General features: G+C 52.9%; 18 protein-coding genes. 7 read left to right on the top strand and 11 right to left on the bottom strand.

What is annotated here, in order from left to right; translation table 11 throughout:
• Nucleotides 1–74 precede the first annotated feature (74 nt).
• Both Dvar_RS37680 and Dvar_RS37675 read left to right on the top strand, forming a co-directional pair.
• Nucleotides 75–1613 (top strand): benzoate-CoA ligase family protein, encoded by a 1539-nt coding sequence (locus Dvar_RS37680; RefSeq protein ID WP_419658619.1) that lies wholly within the window; start codon nt 75–77, stop codon nt 1611–1613.
• A 444-nt stretch (nt 1614–2057) separates the two neighbouring features.
• Nucleotides 2058–2228, top strand: a complete 171-nt coding sequence (locus Dvar_RS37675) for a hypothetical protein (protein ID WP_419658618.1) — start codon at nt 2058–2060, stop codon at nt 2226–2228.
• A gap of 114 nt (nt 2229–2342) precedes the next feature.
• Here Dvar_RS37675 and Dvar_RS37670 read toward each other — a convergent pair whose 3' ends face one another.
• The 9 genes from Dvar_RS37670 to Dvar_RS37630 form a co-directional block, all read right to left on the bottom strand.
• Nucleotides 2343–2597, bottom strand: a complete 255-nt coding sequence (locus Dvar_RS37670) for a hypothetical protein (protein WP_419658617.1) — start codon at nt 2595–2597, stop codon at nt 2343–2345.
• A gap of 281 nt (nt 2598–2878) precedes the next feature.
• Nucleotides 2879–3265 carry a PDZ domain-containing protein gene (locus tag Dvar_RS37665; RefSeq protein ID WP_419658616.1) on the bottom strand — a complete coding sequence of 129 codons (387 nt, stop codon included), beginning with the start codon at nt 3263–3265 and terminating at the stop codon, nt 2879–2881.
• 10 nt (nt 3266–3275) lie between these two features.
• On the bottom strand, nt 3276–3758 hold the full coding sequence (locus Dvar_RS37660) for a DUF1573 domain-containing protein (protein WP_419658615.1): 483 nt from the start codon (nt 3756–3758) through the stop codon (nt 3276–3278).
• 15 nt (nt 3759–3773) lie between these two features.
• Entirely contained in the window at nt 3774–4406 is a 633-nt protein-coding gene (locus Dvar_RS37655) for a multiheme c-type cytochrome (protein WP_419658614.1), read from the bottom strand.
• Between the two features lie 8 nt (nt 4407–4414).
• Nucleotides 4415–4720 carry a ComEA family DNA-binding protein gene (locus Dvar_RS37650; RefSeq protein WP_419658613.1) on the bottom strand — a complete coding sequence of 102 codons (306 nt, stop codon included), beginning with the start codon at nt 4718–4720 and terminating at the stop codon, nt 4415–4417.
• 104 nt (nt 4721–4824) lie between these two features.
• Nucleotides 4825–5022 carry a hypothetical protein gene (locus Dvar_RS37645; protein ID WP_419658612.1) on the bottom strand — a complete coding sequence of 66 codons (198 nt, stop codon included), beginning with the start codon at nt 5020–5022 and terminating at the stop codon, nt 4825–4827.
• Nucleotides 5023–5128: 106 nt separating this feature from the next.
• Complete coding sequence (locus Dvar_RS37640) at nt 5129–5281, bottom strand: hypothetical protein (protein WP_419658611.1); 153 nt, start codon at nt 5279–5281, stop codon at nt 5129–5131.
• Nucleotides 5282–5317: 36 nt separating this feature from the next.
• Complete coding sequence (locus tag Dvar_RS37635) at nt 5318–6475, bottom strand: putative sulfate exporter family transporter (RefSeq protein WP_419658610.1); 1158 nt, start codon at nt 6473–6475, stop codon at nt 5318–5320.
• 184 nt (nt 6476–6659) lie between these two features.
• Nucleotides 6660–9581, bottom strand: coding sequence for a hypothetical protein (locus Dvar_RS37630; RefSeq protein WP_419658609.1), 2922 nt, complete (start codon nt 9579–9581; stop codon nt 6660–6662).
• 453 nt (nt 9582–10034) lie between these two features.
• Between Dvar_RS37630 and Dvar_RS37625 the strand changes: the two genes are divergently transcribed.
• The 5 genes from Dvar_RS37625 to Dvar_RS37605 all read left to right on the top strand — a co-directional run bounded on the left by Dvar_RS37625 (nt 10035) and on the right by Dvar_RS37605 (nt 17012).
• Complete coding sequence (locus Dvar_RS37625; protein WP_419658608.1) at nt 10035–12011, top strand: ATP-binding protein; 1977 nt, start codon at nt 10035–10037, stop codon at nt 12009–12011.
• Complete coding sequence (locus tag Dvar_RS37620; protein ID WP_419658607.1) at nt 12008–13357, top strand: sigma-54-dependent transcriptional regulator; 1350 nt, start codon at nt 12008–12010, stop codon at nt 13355–13357. Before Dvar_RS37625 ends, Dvar_RS37620 begins: the two co-directional genes overlap by 4 nt.
• Before the next feature lie 288 nt (nt 13358–13645).
• A complete protein-coding gene (locus Dvar_RS37615) occupies nt 13646–15148 on the top strand; it encodes an aryl-sulfate sulfotransferase (protein ID WP_419658606.1) in 1503 nt (500 codons plus the stop codon).
• Between the two features lie 37 nt (nt 15149–15185).
• Complete coding sequence (locus Dvar_RS37610) at nt 15186–16637, top strand: aryl-sulfate sulfotransferase (protein WP_419658605.1); 1452 nt, start codon at nt 15186–15188, stop codon at nt 16635–16637.
• Between the two features lie 33 nt (nt 16638–16670).
• On the top strand, nt 16671–17012 hold the full coding sequence (locus Dvar_RS37605) for a ComEA family DNA-binding protein (RefSeq protein WP_419658604.1): 342 nt from the start codon (nt 16671–16673) through the stop codon (nt 17010–17012).
• Nucleotides 17013–17257: 245 nt separating this feature from the next.
• Here Dvar_RS37605 and Dvar_RS37600 read toward each other — a convergent pair whose 3' ends face one another.
• Complete coding sequence (locus Dvar_RS37600; RefSeq protein ID WP_419658603.1) at nt 17258–18412, bottom strand: sulfotransferase family protein; 1155 nt, start codon at nt 18410–18412, stop codon at nt 17258–17260.
• A 3-nt stretch (nt 18413–18415) separates the two neighbouring features.
• Nucleotides 18416–19060 (bottom strand): CerR family C-terminal domain-containing protein, encoded by a 645-nt coding sequence (locus Dvar_RS37595; protein ID WP_419658602.1) that lies wholly within the window; start codon nt 19058–19060, stop codon nt 18416–18418.
• Between the last annotated feature and the right edge of the window lie 340 nt (nt 19061–19400).

Below are 19400 nucleotides of genomic sequence, written 5' to 3'. Positions count from 1 at the left end.
CCTGCGCCGGAATGACGCCAAATTGAAATTTTCGACTTTTTGTGGAACCGTCAGGCATTGAAAGGAGTAGATAGATGGAATTTAAGTTAACCCTACCGGAACAATTCAACGCAGCCGATTATTTTGTGGATCGCAATATTCGCGAGGGCCGTGCCGACAAGGTGGCGATCCTTTGTGAAGATCGGAAAATGACCTACGGCGAGGTCCAAAAGGGGGTCAACCGGGTCGGCAATGCGCTTAAATCGCTTGCTGTCCGGATGGAGGAACGCGTGGCCCTGTTGCTTCTGGATACCGAAGTCTATCCCCAGGCCTTTTTCGGCGCCATCAAGATCGGTGCCGTGCCCATCTGCCTCAACACCTTGATGCGGCCCAAAGACTACACGTATTTTCTCAATGACAGCCGGGCCAGAGTGCTGCTGGTGGACCAGAGCCTTTTGCCGATCATCGAGGATATCAAACCGAAGCTGATGTTCCTCGAGCATGTGGTTGTTGTTGGTGCCAATGCAGGCCAGGGCAATGTCACCTTCGATGAATGGGTTGCGGATAAATCCGATGAATTGGACGTGGCGCCGACCACACCCGACGATGCCTGTTTCTGGCTCTACAGTTCAGGTTCCACCGGATTGCCCAAGGGCACGGTGCATCTCCAGCACGACATTGTCTATGCCACCGAAACCTATGGCAAGCAGGTGCTGAAGGTCAAGGAGGATGACGTCTGCTTTTCCGCCGCCAAGTTGTTCTTTGCCTACGGGCTGGGCAATGGGCTCTACTTCCCCTTCAGCGTTGGGGCGACGACGGTCTATCATCCGGGACGGCCCACGCCGGATACCATGTATGCCACGATTGAAAAGCATCAGCCGACCATTTTCTTTGGCGTTCCCACGCTTTTTGGCAGCATGCTCACCGAAGCGGGCAGCCTGGGCCGCGTACGCGTGTGTGTGTCGGCGGGCGAGGCTTTGCCGCCGGAGATTCTCAAACGCTGGAAAGAGCGTTTTGATGTCGGCATCATGGATGGTATTGGGTCGACGGAAATTTCGCATATCTTTATTTCCAATCGTGTGGATGACATGCGACCGGGCTCCACCGGCAAGCTGGTTCCCGGATACGAGGCGCGGATCGTGGACATCGACTTTAACGATGTTCCCGATGGTGAGGTCGGCACACTTTTGATTAAGGGCGACAGTACGGCGGCGCTTTACTGGAACAAACACGAGAAATCCAAGAACACCATGATCGGTCAGTGGATCAATACGGATGACAAGTTCTTCCGCGACGAAGACGGCTATTTCTTTTACGTGGGCCGTTCCAACGATATGCTCAAGGTCGGTGGAATCTGGGTCTCTCCCATTGAAGTGGAAGCCTGCATCATGGAGCATCCCAGTGTGCTGGAATGCGCCGTGGTCGGGGCGCCGGATGACGAAAATCTGATCAAACCCAAGGCCTTTGTGGTCCTAAAAACGGGGACGTCTGCCACGGAAGAACTGGCCGCCGAGATCAAGGCCTACGTAAAGAAAGCCCTTGCCCATTACAAATATCCACGGTGGGTCGAATTCGTTGATGAACTGCCCAAAACGGCAACCGGAAAGATAAAGCGTTTCATGCTAAAGGATTAGGGTACCAGCACTATGGCAAACATAAAACTGACACACGATGAAACCAATAAGAGGTCTTGATCATCGTTTCGGCCAGAAGGCACCGGGTTCCCACGTTCTGCGCATCCCCGTCAACTTAACGGGTTCCCAAGCTCCGCTTGGGAACCCGCATCACGTTCAAGTGAACAGCGGAACGTGCTCCCACACTTCAGCATGGGAGGGAGATGAAAAACCCTTGGCGTAATATCTTCGTGCTCGTTATCGTCGTCGTAATCATCATTTTGCTTTCTCGATTACGATTACGAGCACCGTTTCACTGAGCACGAGCACGACGGGCATTGGTATTTTTCGTGCTCGTAATCGATCATCATTTTTTACTATCGATCGATGAAATTCCCGCTGAACACCTCCAAAATTACAATTGCTGACGATCTTACCGCTTAAGTCGACGGGGATGCGCGGAGCATGGGAGCGAAACGACGACATGGCCCATTGGCCGAAACGATGATCAAGGCCAAGTTGGGTGCTGATGATTATGTTGCCAAGCCATTTTCCAATAGGGCGTTGTTGAAAAAGGTTAATGATTTATTGTTGTGCCCTGACCCGAGCACAGTCATCATCGGGGCTGCCATTTAAACAAGTTGGTATTGGCTTGGCACTTTCGAATGATAAGATAACCCCAGCCATTTCAGACGCCTGAATTCGGAACGGAATGCGACTCTACCGCTCCCCCATTCCATTGCCTTGATATCAACCGACGGCGTCGCCGGCCAGGGCTTTGCGGGCTTCTTCCCGGCTTTCATAGATGTGGGTTGCCACTCCCCGTTTCTCGAGCTCATCGCCCAGCTTCATTCTGAGGACGGTGCTGGGTGTATACCGGGTTACGCTCTCATAAAATTCCGCCGTGTATTTGACCATCTCCACGTATTCGTCCACCAGGTGCGGTGAGACATTGAAATTGTCGTAGTTGGCGATGGTGTGGACCTTTTGGTCGAGGGGCGCCAATATACTTTCCACCACGCAGTCGACCAGGATGCCGGGAATAATGATGTCGCGGGCGTTGAGCGTCCCCCGGTCCGGTCGGCCAGGCGTTCAACCTGGACGATCACCACCCAACCGGAATCCCTGGCGGCTTGGGCCATGGAAAGCGCGTCAAGGACCATGGATTCCTTTTTCATGGTGATGTTACCGACCGGGGCCACCGTCGTGCCGCGTAGAAAAGCGACATGGATGGGGAATGATTTGTACAACTCTTCATACCCGTTTTCAAAAAGGATCTTTCTCTGTCAATAGACCATCGGTACGCGTATCAATGTCATCTCCAATCGCTGTTTTGAGGAAGAGCGCCAAACTTTAATTTTAATTTCAGATCCTTCGTCTCCGCGCAAATCTTCCTGTAAAACCTTCTCAAAATCCTTGCCACGGGTCAGTTTGCCGTCAATGTGAGTCAAAATATCACCGCGCTGGATGCCCGCCTCTTCAGCAGGGCTTTTCGGAAAGACATCCAATACGACGATACTGCCCCGGTGATCATCCCGGATATAGTCGTAAAGCTGCGCCACCTTCATACCGATGCCGCCGGTTTCTTCCAGGCCATAGGCGGAGAAGGCGCAGCCCAGTATCATGATCAATCCGAGTAAAATGGTGTTGCGGATTTTTTTATGATGGTTCACGGTAACCTCCTTATTGTGCATTGGCGGTAACAACCACTTTATATCCTTTTTTAGTCACATTTCTGGCATCCGAATGGATCAGGACGTAGTCGATATGGCGGCCTGTCTTTGGCGCCGTGACTGAAAAGGGGATGGTATGGGTTTTTCCGGCCGGTATGGACACGCTGCCCTCAAAGCAGACCGTTTTCGCTTTTTTCAATACGGCTTTGGTGATCTTCATTGGCGCATCACCGGTATTTTTAACGGTGATCATGCCGGACGCCGCCACGCCCACCTTGACCTCGCCCAGTGCGATTTTGCGGGGATCGACTTCGAGAACGCCCATGGGAATGGCTTTGACAAACCCATGGATATCGATGCGCAGTTTCTTCTGGTTGTCGATGTCGGTGAAGACAGTGACGAATTTATTAAATTTTCCGGGAAACTTGTAGGTGTTGTAAACGATTGTCAGTTCCGCTGTCTGCCCTGGCATAAGTTCGTGCTGACCCAGCACGGTAGAGGTGCACGCTCAGGACGTGGTGACATTGGTAATGTTAAGGGGGGCATTGCCGGTATTTTTCAGCTGGACCATCTTTTTGGCCACCACCCCCTCCACCATCTTGCCGAAATCGACATCCCGGACATCGGCCAAAAGGTGCCCGCCGTCCTGATCCTTGGCTGTCGCCTGGGCGATGGATGCTGACCCGCCACCATGGACAAATTGCGCCTTGACGGCGTAGTCGAAATTTTTATCCTGCCCTTTTGTGTGACACGTGCGGCACATGGCCTCGTCAGCCTTTACGAGAATTTCGGCCGGATCCCCGTCCGATTCCACATGCCTGCGACCCGGGCCGTGGCAGGCTTCGCATTGCACATCCTTCAACTCCGGGGTCAGGGTCATGTCGATAAAACCGCCATCCTTTTCAAAGGCCACCACATGGCACTTCACACATCCGGCAATGGTTTGCTTCTCCTCACCCTGCTCTTTCAAGGTGTCGAAGGCATGGGCGTGGCCGGTGGTTTGCCACCCGTCAACGATCTCTTCGTGGCATTCGATACACGCGGTATGGCCAAGGTAATCACCCATGATCTCGGCCTGAACCGGACTGCTGGCCAGCCCCATCACCAGGCAGATCAAAATCATTCGAATTGCTTGTTTCATGATCGCTCCTAACAGTTGCAACCCGCAGCAGCCTCGATGAAGATTTTCTTTTTCAGCTGACGGATCAGTTTGGCATCGACACCGTCGATATCGGACAACTCCTCGATATCGACAAACTCGCCATTCTCTTCACGCAGTTCGAGAATTTGGTCGGCAAGTTCCGCATCCAGTCCAACTCCCACCAATTGTTCTTTGGTAGCCGTGTTCAGATTGATTTTGCCTTCTTTGTCATCCGCGGCAAACGCAGCCGCCGACAACAGGAAACAGATGGCCAGAATCAGGCTGCCCAAGCGGATTACTGTTTTTTTTTGCATGACGCACTCCTCATTGTAAATCAGGTTGAAATCAACGTTCAGGGTGGCTGTTGGGGAAATCAACCGCACACCCTGTCGCTATAAGAAAACGACTGATGGCCCCGTTACCATCCCAGGTAATGAAAACTGTAAATGAAAAACCAGACGCCGGCCGAGGCCCCATAGCTGACCACACCCGAAAAGGCTTTGCGGCCCCACGACACGGTCTTTCCGTCAGCCTTGAAAAGACCCAGGTACAGGGCGGTACCGCCGGAAAGGACCAGTAAAATCAACAGACAGACACCTACAAACGACATGAACATGACAAACCTCATGATTAGGGATTCAGGGGGATTAGGCTTAAAGACTGAAGGGAAGGATAGCAGATACAATTGCTATGCTCGTACCCTTATCGCCTGCGATTGATAATCAGTACATCCCGGCGTATTGAATGATCGTTAAGGCCAATATGAGGAAACTGGCGATGAGCAGGCCGCACAGGTCCCTGTCCTGTTCTTCTTTTCCCTTATTGGTCATGTAGTCGAATCCGGTTTGATCCGTTGTGTGTGAATTGCGTTTCATGGCACCTCCTCGATCGTTATACATGGCAATTGACATTTATACGGTGAGCCAGCCGGCCTTGATGCAAACGCTCAAGGCTATCAACAGCAGAACAATGCGCAGGCCACCGGCAATGCAGGTTACGAGAAATCCTTTGATGCCGGCGGCGGTGATATCCTTGAATGACAGGCTCAGCCCCAGCGCGGCGGCGGCCAATGAGAAATCCCATTTGACCAGGTTGAATATGGCGTGGTGGGCGGGCTCCTTAAAAACGTGCAGGCAGGCCAGCACCCAGAAAAAGATAAACACACCTAACCAAGTAGGGAAACGTTTGATGCCGCGGGTGGCATGGATGGCCGGGTTATGACGGTTGCGCAATTTGCGGATGAACATGACGATAAACACATACAAAAAACCGGCGGGCATGATTACATGCCGGCCCACGTCATACCAAACGGCATAGCGGCCGGCTTCGTAACCGGTGCCAAAGGCGGCATAAAGGGCCTGGGCACCGTTGCCCACTCCCACAACCGAGGCCAGCCCCATGAGCGGTTCGGGTATGCCAAAAACCCTGCCCACAAGCGGCAGGACGATCATGGCGATCAGACCGAAACCGATCACACAGACCACCGCGTTGACCACCTGGCCGCCTTTGGCCTTGATCAGGGGCATTAAGATGGCACAGGCATGGGGATCGCCGGTGGAAAGCCCGCCGGCAATAATGGCGCCGTGGCGGTCATCCAGGCCCAGCAGTTTGGCCGTATAAAGGGTCAGGGAAGCCGTCAAAAACAGAAAGATGGTGCAGATCACGATGGGCACCACGCCGAGTTTGGCCGCCTGAAACACCATGAAATGGGGCGCCAGCATGATAATGCCAAGGGGCATCAACATATGAATATAGGACAGGCCGCGCTTCCAACGGTCGGGCACACCGAACAGGTTACCGATGATCAATCCCAACAGCAGCGGATTCCATACAAAATTGGAATTGAGCAGTTGGAACAGGGGCTGGTGGTGAAGCGGCCCCACCACGCCGTCCAGCCAGTAAAACAGATTTTGCAGGGTGAACGGATTCGGTACACCGGGCAGATTGTTGGCGAACACGGCGATGTAAAGCATGGCCAACAGGCCGGGCAGCACTTCCTTGAAACTGTACAGCGATGTGAGAAAACTGCGCCGTCTGACATCGTAATCGGCGGTAATGGTTGCGCTCATGGGTGTCGTCCTTTTTTATGCAAATCGATTCGCTGGCAAATATTGCTTCGGCAATTAAATACAGAAGGTGGTCGTCATTCCGGTGTAGGCCGGAATCCAGGAATTTACTGGATGCCGGATCAAGTCCGGCATGACGCTGTATTACCTATTTTGTCGCCGGGTTAATAAAATCCGTTTGTTTTCATCAACGCTTGATGTGGGCCGATCCACCGGTGTTGACGGCGCCTGACAGTTTGGTATGTGGGGCCTTGGCACTGGTGCGCCAATACTCCATGAAGCCTAAGCGCGGCAGCATGGAAAGCCGCAAGAATCCCTCGATGGTGCCGGTGACGCCGACTAGTACATCCACATTGTTCCGCGGTCGGAATGCCAGGTTGTCGGTCTTTTCAATCTCGTCCTTGTAATCGGTCTCGATATGCCAGGCGTGGATGCGCTCGCCGTCGAAATGGTCGATGACGATGCGGAACAGGGGCGTCCCGTCCTTTCTTTTGGGTCCTTCATACACCGGGTTGTCCGCATCCAGAATGATGGCCTCGGGGTTGTCGAGCAGGATTTCGTTGAACTGGTAGCAATGGCCGCACACATCGGGGCGGACCATGAAGCGATTGTCGAACTCGAAGGGCGTATCCCGCTCCAGCAGCTGAATACCGGTAAACAGGTAGAGCTTGGCCTTGTCGCCCTTGAACGGTTCGTTGATGTCCCATTCGGCCTGCACATCGGCGTGGGCAAGCTGCATGGCCCGCGCGGCAATCTGATGTTGGGGCAGCAGGGCCTTCATGTCGTCGTTCAGGGGACCCAGGTTTTTTTGGGCGACGATCGCGCCGCTGGCATCGCTAATCGTCAGGCTCACCGTCATGGCGGCTTTATCGATGCCGGTGCACGCAAGGGTAAACGGCCCCAGTTTGGCTGTTTCTCCGACCCCCAGGGTTTTCGCCTTGGGCTTTTTATAGGTAAAGCGGATCGACTCGATGGATGGGGTGCCGAATTCCTTGATCTTGGCGTAATTGGAGCCAATGTATTCCGGAATGATGTAGGTGGCGCCCTCGGCAAATATCTCGGGCAGATGATAGCGGTTGTCCCCCTGGGGATCGAGCCCCTGGGCCAGCAGAAAATGGGCGCCCCAGCGGTTGCCGGAGTATTTCATCAACGAGAGCTCGGCCACGGGCCGGTCGTCGAGATATTTATGGCCGGTAAACCGCAGGGCTTTGTTGCGTACCCCCAACAGTTCGTCCTGCCAGTACATGAGATTGCCGTCCCCCATGGGCTGATTTTTCCAGAAATCCAGGTGAACGTTTTTGCGCACAAAGGTGGTGGATGAAAATTCGGCCAGATAGGCTTTCTTGCCCAGCATGAAAAAGGATTCGCCAGCCAGGGTGCGGATATTGCGGGCATTGCGGGAACTGTAGCAAAGACCCGCCGGCGGGATGACGATGCGATTGTTGCGGTAGTCCACATACGACCCGCGAATGAAAACACTTTCCGCTGAAATCAGGCGTTCTTTTTTGCGGTTGCGGGCAAACTTGCGCATCAGCCCCTTGAGGCGCGGAACAAACGGGGCGGTATGATCCGGTTCGAAAAAGGAACTGTCCGATACCACCTTGGGATAAGAGGTAAAGTGGGATTCCTCGACCACGGTGCCGAACGAGGAGTCGGCCAGGCGGGTCAGGAAGGTGTCCTCGATAATCGGTTCCAGCACAGGCGAAGAACCAACGAAAAAATCGATGTTCTCGCGTCCCTCCCCCGGCCAGAAAATCATGTTGTCCGTGCGCATCCCGAAGTAGTCGCGAAGGTAAAGATTCTTGACCACATCCGCATCGAAATCCGTGGCCACGACTTTGAAGGCCGGCCGGTTCCAGACGTCCGAGTATTTGACCGGGCCGGTATGGGACGGGCTGTCACTGGAGAAGGTCAACGGCTGAGCGTTTTCGATGATCAGGCGCTGCAGCATGCCGGTCATCATGTGCGGTTCCAGGCGGACGGTATAGCGCGGGTCCAGGGGCCAGGGCTGGCCGTCCTTGACTGTCATCAATTCGCGGTAAATCACGAAATTGAGTTCGCCTTTCTGGAATCCATGGGATTTGCCGGTGGACCAGGGCACCAAATCCGAGTGCTTCATGAACGAGGGATGCACCATGATTTCGATGCGCATGTTCAGTTCGTCAATGGTCAGATGGTATTTGTCTTTTTCCTTGGCCAGGCTCTTATATCCCTGGCCGGTAATGGGCTTGACCATTTTTTCGGCGATCACTTCGCTGCCGCTGAAATTGGTAACCCGTACCAAAAATCCATCCGGACGCCGGAACGCATAGATGCGTTTATCAAAGTAGAAGCGGAAATCCTCCTGGCGCACATCCAGGACGATAGGCCGATGCATGGAAAACACCGCCTCGCTGATGGCGGGAAATTCAACGCTGTCAAATTCCGCTGTATCAAAATCAATGCGGCGGGCCTTCATTTTCATGGCCCCATAGTAGTATTCGTTGTCCAGATAAAAATCCTTGAGTTGCCCCACATGCCCTTGCTCGTTTTGCAGCTGGGTGACCGCTTCCCGGCCTGGGAAAACCGTGGCAATGGGAAATTCCAGCGGCCATCCGCCCGAGGGCGAGATCAGGGCCAGTTCCGCATAGGGCTTGTCATAATGATCGGTGGCATAGTCGAACCACATGCGATAGCCGGTATCGGCAACAAACCGCTTTTCTCCTCTTTTCACGGTAAAGTCCTTGATTGCCCGTTTCGTTGGCATCAGGTCCACCAGATAGGTGTGCTCGCCCAACACCAGAAAGGGATCCCGGTGAAACGGCTGTGCATCACCGCTGGTTTCGGAGATGTAAAACAGTCCGGCTGCCGGCACTGTGGCGTGTCCATCCTTTATCGTACTCTGTCGCAGTACAATGGCTTCGGAAAGATTTTTTGATTTTCCGAAATGGTTTCGATAGGTCTTGTTGCGCAGTCCCGGCAGATGCGGCATGAAGGTCATGTTGCTGGCCGGCGCCAGACCGTGGGGCGATTCGGCGGCAATGGTCTCGGCTGTCCCGAATGCGCCCAACAGGATGATGAGGCCGGCAGCGAGCAGGGCTGATGCTTGATATCGGCAGGTTCTGTTCATAAGATGGGGTCCTCTGATTTTAACTTGGGTGTTTTAATCATCAGTCAACGTGTGGTTGTGTTTACCCCACCAATACAACATGTATGCCAATAGTCATAACCAACTGTAACCATATATGAAAAGTCTTGTTCCCGTTTGAAAAAGCAACGGTTGTGGGCATCGATGTGCGAACTGCCGCACAAATTCAAGAATTCAGTGTGCCGGTAGATGCTCACAGAGCCAATTCTTCAATCGGTATTGCCTTCAGACAGGCTGGCATGACTTTCGCTATAAACGAGGTTGGGATATAATATATTTGTTGTTTATCCAGAACGCTCAAGTTGGTTCGCCACCTTACTTCCATGCTTCGCGTGGGAGCACCCGTTGGGCTTCACCGGACTGAACAAAGGGTGCCGCGCAGGAGCTTGGGAGCCAGGCAACAATGAACTGATAGGGAAGTGAATGGGGACTTCCATGAAGACTACCGGACAATCGTTTTTTTTCGCCTGCATGATCGGTTTGCTGCTGTCTCTCACCGCCAGTCCAGCCTCATCACTGGCCGACACACTGCGGGTGGGGGTTCGTTCGGTTGCGCCACCCCTTTGTTTTCTCGACGATACGGTTGACAAGCCCAGGCTGCGCGGGATGAATATCGACATCATGGAGCAGGTCCGTAAACTGATGAAAGCCCGGATTGTCTATGTTGACATCGTGGATCTCGAACACCGCTGGGAAATGCTGGAAAAGAAAAGAATCGACGCCATTGTTCTCTCTACCATCGCTGGACATCACCTTTCCGGAGTCCATTATATTCCCGTGGGGATTACCCTGAAACGCCGCATCTACGTCCATCAAAGCTGCAAAACGGTTGTCTGCAACAAGGACCTGCGTGACAAACGGGTCGGCATTTTAATCGGCGAGGGCTATTCCCGGTATCCCAAGATGGGGGAGGCCGTTGCGGTCACATCGGAGCTGGAGGGGCTTCAAAAACTCAATCGGGGCGAACTGGACGCCATGATCGTCCCGTCGGAGATGATCGCCGAATACCACATTCAAAAAAAGAAGCTGACGCATGTGCGCCGGGTAGGCATGGTTTTGGATCTGATACCGCTTTACATTGCGGTGAGGGCCGACGACGATCAATTATACGTCGGTCTGTCCGATGCCATCAAGACGCTGGAGGAACGCGGCGTCATGCAATCCATTAAAGAAAAATGGCATGGGGTGGCATTTCCATTAGACTACTGGAGTCAATACGGCCGCTTGATCCTTATCGGGATTGGACTGACCGGCCTTGCCCTGTGCGCGGTTTTATTTTGGAACCATCAATTGAAGCGGCAGATCCGCAAAGTGACCCTTAACCTGCAGATCAGTGAAAGCAAATCAAGGGCATTGATCGAGTCCTCGCCGGACATGATCTTTGTGATCAATCCCCAAGGCGACATCGTCAATGCCAATAAGGAAGCCCGCTACCAGATATTGGGGGATGCGATTGACCCTCAGGAGTCATCCAAACTCATCGATTTCGCCGTGGAGGGCGACAAGGCGAAGCTTCAGGCGTTTATCGCCTCAATTTTTACGCAGGGACAGGCCGCCACGGAATTGAGTTTCCATAATACAACCCGACAGATCCGAGAATTGAGCATTGCCGCATCCCGGATTGCCAATGACGATCTGGTAACCGAGCCGGTGGCCTGCTTTTTTGCCAGGGATGTAACGGACCGGAATCGCATCGAGCGTGAACTCGTGCAGGCCGACCGGATGGCGATGATCGGTCAGATGGCGGCGGGCGTGGCCCATGAGATCAACAATCCGCTGGGGATCGTGCGTGCGAATCTGGAACTGATCGCCTCCAGGGGGTGGTTCGCCGAGGACGCCAACGATTTTGTGGACGCGATTCGCCGCAACACGGAACGGGCCGGTAAAATCACCAAAGATCTGTTGGCCGTTACCAAACCCGGCAATGCCGTCATGACAGCGGTCAATCTGCGCGAGCTGGTGGAACTGACCCTCAACATGATCCGGCCCCAGCTGAAAAAAGTTACCATCGAGCGACAGGATATCGGGGATGTACCGGTCGTCTATGGTGACCGACATCTCTTGCAGCAAGTCCTGGTGAATCTGTTTTTAAATGCCAAAGATGCCATGAACGGTTGCGACGCACCGGTATTGACCGTGACGTGCTGCAGCAATCCAAAGGAGGCCTTGGCCCGGGTCAAGATCATGGACAACGGGCCGGGCATCGACAAGGCGATGCTGTTGAAAATATTCGACCCCTTTTTCACCCATGCCAAAAAAGAAGGATTTGGTCTGGGCCTTTTTATCTCCCAGCGCATCATCGAGCGTCACAATGGTATGATCTATGCTGAATCGGAAAAAGGGAAAGGCGCGCAGATGATCATCGAACTGCCATTGACGACAACACCGAACCAGACAGGAACCGTAACATGAAACCGATCATCCTGATCATTGATGACGAGCCGGACTTTTTACATGTGCTGGAGAATTATTTTGAGTTTGAGAATTATGCGGTGAAAACGGCCGTATCCGCCGAAAAGGGATTGGAATTGGTCGCCCAGATCCAGTTCGATGCGGTGATCTCGGACATGTCCATGCCCCAGGGCATGAGCGGGTTGGATCTTTTACGTGAGATCCGCCTTTTCGATTCCATCCTGCCGGTGGTGATTATGACTGGTGTGGGCACCATCGAGAGCGCGGTCGAAGCCATTCAGCAGGGTGCGTTTCACTATATTACCAAACCGTTTGACCCCAAGGATCTCGTCCTGCTGGTGAATCGGGCCGTGGAAGCGGGGCGTATGCACCGAAGTCTGGAGCAGGCGGACGCCAAGCACGGTCAGGACGATGAATGGGTGGTGGGAAAGACGCCGGCGATCACTGAAATCCTGAATACGATTGAGAAGATCGCCGACTCGGACGCGCCGGCCTTGATCCTGGGTGAAACCGGCACCGGCAAAAGCATGATCGCCAAATATCTTCATGACAACAGCCGACGAAAAACAGCCCCATTTATTACCATTGATTGTGCCGCGCTGACCGAAACCATCTTGGAAAGCGAGTTGTTCGGGCATGTCAAAGGTGCCTTTACCGGCGCCATTTCGGCCAAGCGAGGTCTGTTGGAAGAGGCCGATGGCGGAACCATTTTTCTGGATGAAATCGGCGAATTGCCCACCGGCACCCAGGTCAAACTGCTGAGAGCCATTCAGGAGCTTGAAATCAAGCCCGTGGGCGGCAACCGGCCGATTAAGATCAATGTCCGTTTTATATCTGCGACCAGCCGCGATCTCGATGCAGAAGTCGAGGCTGGCCGTTTTCGCAAAGATCTATACTTCCGACTGGCGGTGATTCCCATCAAAATGCCGGCATTGCGGGAACGGGTGGAAGACCTGCCGATGTTTATTTCGTATTTTATCAAGAAGTACAATAAACGCTACAACAAGAAGGTGTGCCACCTGGATGCCGGGCTGCTGCCCATGCTTGCCCAAATGCCTTGGAAGGGTAACATCAGGGAACTGGAAAACGCCCTTGAACGGGCCGTTTTGCTGGCTGACGGCGATACGATTACGCGCGATCTGTTCGGATTTGCGCCCATGCATCCCGCCTGCACGCTTGCCCAACAAAAAAACGCCTCTTTGAAAGAAATCATGGAAGAGGTTGAAAAGGAGACAATCTGCCGGGCATTGGCCGATGCCAAGGGCAACCGGACGGCAGCGGCAAAAACATTGGGCATCGGGCGCCGCACGCTGTATGACAAAATGACTATGTATGGAATTGAGTAGCAGTGTGCAGATAACCGCATACCCTCACCTTGGTTCGTGTGCGTAGACTCGCACAATATGCTGGGCGTTTCACCGGCAGTGGCTTTGCTTTAACTCCCATCCTTTCGCCAACAAAAGAATAACCCGCTGAAATTTATATTTATAAAAAAAATTGATCAATTTGGACCGGGTTTTGCTCTACTTCTCTCTATATCAACCCCATTAAAGAATCGCTAACTTCAAAGCAATGTAAGCGTCCGGCCGAATTTATTCCAGGACATCATTTTATTTACAGAGAGGAGAGGTAATATGAAAAGAGCGTTGTTTGTTTGTACGGCTTTAGCGCTGCTCACCGCGTGGTTCACGCCCGCATATGCCTATGAGGCCATCACCGGCCCGACGGGTGTGCTTTACTATGACAAGGACAAGGCCTTTGACGGCTATACCCTGTTCAGTCCCATGGTCGCGAGCAATACGACCTATCTCATCGATATGGAAGGAAACATTGTACACCAATGGAAATGCCAGACGCCTCCCGGGCTATACGCCGAACTGCTTCCCAACGGCAACCTTCTGCGCGCCGGCAAAGCCAACCAGAAAAAACAATTGGCGGAACTCGGTGATAAGTGGCCACATAAACAGGATAGTTATGTCAATATCGGTGGTACTGGCGGCATGATACAGGAGTACGACTGGGACGGCAATGTGGTTTGGGAATACACCATGGCGAAAGCCAATGAAGAGATGCAGCACCACACCTTTCATCGCATGCCCAACGGCAACACCCTGATTCTGGGCTGGGAACGCATGAGCCGGGAAGAAGCCATCAAAAGGGGCCGCGATCCCAAAGCCCTGCCGCCCAAGGGCAAAGGCATTGTTTACAAAGGTACGAAACATTACGATTTCTGGAACGACTTCGTCCGCGAAGTAGACCCCGAAGGAAAGACCGTGTGGGAATGGCATGTCAGCGATCATATCGGCAAAGGCCCGGACAAGCTCGATTTTAATTATCAACTGCCCAGACCGATTGGTGAAATGTACCACTACTACGACTGGTCACACTTCAATACGGTTTTTTATATTCCCGAAACAGACACGGTGGTGCTGAACTCCCGCAACTTTGCCGAGTTCTATTTCATCGACCATAAGACCGGGAAGATCACCTATCGCTGGGGCAATCCCACCACCCACGACCCGAAGGCGAAAAAACCGGGCTGGTATGATGACGGCGATCAGATGGTTTGGGGGTCCCACTGCGCCACTCCTTTGAAAAACGGTAATGTGCTTATTTTTGACAACGGCTCCGAGCGGCCTGAATTTCGGCGTTCCCGGGCCGTGGAAGTCGATCCGAAAACCAGCAAAATCGTCTGGGAATTCGAAACCCGGCATACCAGCAGTTTTTTTTCTCATCGCCAGGGCGGGGTGCAGCGTTTGCCCAACGGCAACACCCTCATTTGCTCCACCCACGGTGGGCATGTTTTCGAAGTCACCCCGGACAAAGAGGTTGTTTGGGAATTCGTCAGCCCGATTCATGCCGGGAAGACCAAATGCGTGGTGGGCGAAAAAGATGCGCTTCCCCATACCAGCCATCTCAACGGCATGTCCAACATGATTCACCGGGCCTTTCGTTACGGTACCGACTATCCCGGCCTGGCAGGTAAAGATCTTACGCCAGAAGGCTACATCTGTGGAGATGACTGCCCCCGCTTTTTCAGTGATTTCAAGAAAGGCGCGGCCCTATCCGCCGATGAGGATGTTGCGGATGACGAGGAAGAAGACGAAGAAGATGGTCCCACCATGCATTCTTATTAGTTGATCGAATTTACAGCCCAAGAGAGGTTAATCACCCATGAACCGAAGACATTTTATAAAATACAGCGCCGGCGTGGCCCTGACCGTGGCGGCGGCGATGGTCAATCCCGGCAGCCTGCTTGCCTTTCCCACGGTATTTCCGCACGGCACGACGATTTACAAGCCGGAAAAATGCTGGAGCGGCTACACGGTTTTCGGCACCGAAGTCGAGTCGGAAGGCACCGTATTGATTGACATGAACGGCAATGTGGTCAAGCAGTGGAAAAACATCTGCCAGGCCGAACATCCCCCCAAGATGCTCAAGGGCGGCTATCTGGCCGGCACCTTAAGGCCGGCGCCCGAAAAAAAAGGCCGCATCTGGGGTGACCCGCACTCCACCGACCTGGTCGTGGTGGATTGGAACGGTAAAGTCGTGCGCAGGATACCGCAGGCCGGCATGCATCACGACTACCAGTTTGAAGGCAGCTCAACCGGCTATCATGCGCCGGGTCAGGTGGTGGACAATTTCAAAGGGAAAATGCTGGTGCTTTCCCATAAAATGGTCAAGAATCCGAAAATCACCGACAAAGACCTCTACGACGATTACATTGCCGAGGTGGATGCCGATGGGAAGATCGTCTGGGAGTGGCTGGCCAGTGACCATTTCGACGAGATGAATTTCCCGGAAAGCGTCAAGAAAACCATGCGTAAGTACCCCACTTTTTCCATGACGCGCACGCCTGGCGTCAAAGGTGGCGACTGGATTCACGTTAACGCAGCGTCCTATCTCGGGCCGAACAAATGGTGGGATGAAGATCCGGTAGCCTACAAGGTTTTCAACCCGGAAAACATCATCATTTCCAACCGCCAGACCAACACCAGCTGCATCATCGAAAAAGCCACCGGCAAGGTCGTCTGGCAGATTGGTCCCCTCTACTACAAAGACGTGAAATGGAAATTCGGCGGCAAGGTATACAAGAGGGCTTATAAAAAACTTGGACAGATCATCGGCCAGCACCATACCCACATGATCCCCAAAGGGCTTCCCGGAGAGGGCAACATTCTGGTATACGACAACGGCGGCTATGCCGGTTACGGGCCGCGCAACCCCGGCGCCCATTTTGGCTGGTCCGACGCCCGCAGGGATTTCTCCCGCGTTGTCGAGTTTGATCCGCGTACGTTGAAGGTGGTCTGGGAGCACTCCGCCAAGCAGATGGGAATGCGCAACAAATACCAGTTCTATTCGGATTATGTCAGCTCGGCCCAGCGTCTGCCCAACGGCAATACCCTGATCACCAACGGCGCCGTCGGGCAGTTTCAGGAAGTGACGCCGGACCATGAAATCGTTTGGGAATACATCAGTCCATACTACAATAAAAAAGGCAATTACAACCTGGTCTACCGGGCCTATCGGGTTCCCTACGACTATGTGCCGCAGCTGACCAAACCGGCTGAAAAAGCCGTGATTCCACCCGAGCGGTCATCCTTCCGTATTAAACCGCAAGGATAGACAATGCCGCCTGGTAGAGGAAAGGAGAAACATATGAAAAAAGTCACCCCGTTTTGCATGCTTTTACTGGCAGCCATGGCAATGATCGCGTTGGCCGCGCCAATGAACGCAAATGCCGACGATGGCATTGTCAACCTGAATACGGCCACCGTTGAAGAAATAGTGGCCATCGAGGATATCGATGTGCCCGAAGAACTAGCCCAGGCCATCGTGGATTACCGGGAAAAAAACGGGCCTTATAAAAAGCCCGAAGACTTGCAAAAAGTGCCGGGGATGACCCAGGATTTTCTGGAAGATCTGAATCCGGTCATGCAAGATGGCGATGTGGTCTACGACCCGGATGCTGAACCGGCCCTGGCGCCTTCTAAGTGTTAACGTAAACCGTCACCTTTCCAAGCGCCTAAATCCAAAAGGATGTCGGTCGCCCCCCCTGAAAATGTCGGTCCAATTGAGATTCCGTTGGGCCGACATTCCTTTTTTGATTATGTTCTGGATGCCGGATCAAGTCCGGCATGACGTGTCTGGCACTTTTTACGAGTTCATCAATTAAAATTGAAAAAATACAATCTGAGTTTGCAAGAAACGATGAAATGTTGACTTTATTTAAGGGGTGCCATGAACTACAGGTCAAACTGGTTTAGATAGAATGCAAAGCGTTCCTTTTCCAGGTCAGGACGCAAGCCCAGTTCATCTGCCGAACAGGTGTGATTGCCGAACTGGGAGCGGGGATTGTCCCGCAGCCAGACCTGCATTCGCTTTCGGGTGGTCCGGCTGAAGGGAATCCCAAAAAAATCGTAACCGGCTGCAATGGTGCCTACAGGCTCCCGGGCCAGATCCTTGTGGAACAGGTCAAACACCTGATCCGGTTTCAATTTTTCCCGGATTGCCAGGGCCCGCTTGAGCCCCTTGGCCCAAAGGGCCGGATACCACTGGGCAATGGCCGGTATATCCGCCTGGCCGGTGGTCAGGCGGGTCCAGTTGGCGACCATGCTCACCCCGGAGACCATGGCATCCAGGGGATTGCGATGGGTAAACACAATTCTGGCATCCGGGTAGGTGTCCACCAGACAGTCCAGGCCGAAAAGATGGATAGGCGCCTTGAGCACCCAGCGTTCATTGGGCGATCTCCATTGGAGTACCTGGAGCAGGCGTTTATGCCACACGTAGGCCGGTGCCATGTCACATTCTGCCAGCCAGTTGCCATGGCTGAACAGACTATGGCCTGCACTCCATCCGGCGTGAACGAATTCGTGGGCCATCAGATTCTGGCACTCTGCCGTGCCCAGGGCCATGAAGTTGATCCCGTTGATCCCGCGCAGCTGCGCTCCCAGGCTGAATAAACCTTCCATGGCCTCATGAATGGGCTGGATCCGGGGATCCGGTACACGGGGCATCAGTCCCGGTGGCGGGCAGATCGCTGCTATAGATTCAAAATTTCGCAGATACCGGGACATCGGATCCAATGCCATCAGCGTTTGAGTGATGCTGGTACCGCTTCTGGGAAGGCCCACAATAAAAACCGGGGCCTCGATTTTTTCGTCCATAATTTCGGGATGTTCCTTTGATAACTGGGTGACTTCCAGACGGTTCAGGAGCAGTTGGGAGATTATTTGTTGAAAGTGGACGGCCATGGCTTCCCCCAAGTCCAGATCGGTATTCAATGAATGGATCAAGGCGGTTAGGCCGGCTTCAAAACTGTGACCGCCAAAATCTTCCAGGCCGGATGTCTCAATGGCGTTTTGTACGAACGGCTGACATGCAATTGTAATCCCCATCGCCTACCTCGCTTTTTGCTTTAATTGTTTTTTTATTGCCGCGATACCGCCCAAAGAAAATTGATATACATGTTCCGCCCATTGCTCATATTGCTGGTCCGGGGAATAGTCCGGGAACAGACGAGAAAAAACAGGCCAGGCGAAACTGTAATAGAACAATTGGCCGGCCACAGACACCAAGCAGTCGCGGGCATTATCATCGCTGGCCCCATCGCCTAACAGTGCACGGAACATTTTGAGATGCCGCTTCACCCGAGGACCGTTGTAGGTGTCCACTAAATCCTTGATGAACGAAGACGGCCGGATCATCTCCGTCACAAAAATAGCGGTGACATCAGAGGCAAAGGCATTGTCTTCGTAGAGCATGGCACAGTAACTGGAAATCATGGATTTGAGCTGCGCCTTGGGTGTTTTGCGGTCCCATTCTTCCTGGCTAAACCGATCATACGCGGAAAAAATGGCCTCCAGGATGGTTCGATATAAATTCTCTTTGGAACCAAAATAATAATTGATGGAATTGATGTTGCCGGATCCGGCAACCTTGCAGATTTCACGTACCGTGGCGTCCCGGTATCCCTTTTCGGCAAACACTTTAACGCCTGCATTGAACAATTTTTCCCGGGTGTTGTCTGTTTGATTGGATGACATGAATCGCTCCTCGAATAATTAATACATGCGTATTAAATATGAATTTAATACGCATGTATTGACTTTGTCAAGTGCTTTAATGAAATTTGTTTGCGGCCCTACTGGCCACGATCCTTTCTATTGTTGCGGTTTGGTGGTAATATATATTTTAAATACTCTTTTTACTTCATTTTACAGAAGGAGAGGGGATGAAGACATTCTTTGCCAAAAGTGATCGACGACGGAAATTGGAGAGACGCAAAAATTATCTGACAATCCATTTTTCTGATCGAAGATCCGGAACGGACAGACGGATAAGAACAGACCGAAGAGGCGATGGGCTTCGCAGAAGGAAAAACGG

The organism is Desulfosarcina variabilis str. Montpellier (assembly GCF_048565275.1).
Classification (GTDB): Bacteria; Desulfobacterota; Desulfobacteria; order Desulfobacterales; family Desulfosarcinaceae; genus Desulfosarcina; species Desulfosarcina variabilis.
This window is presented reverse-complemented; position numbering and strand designations above follow the sequence as displayed.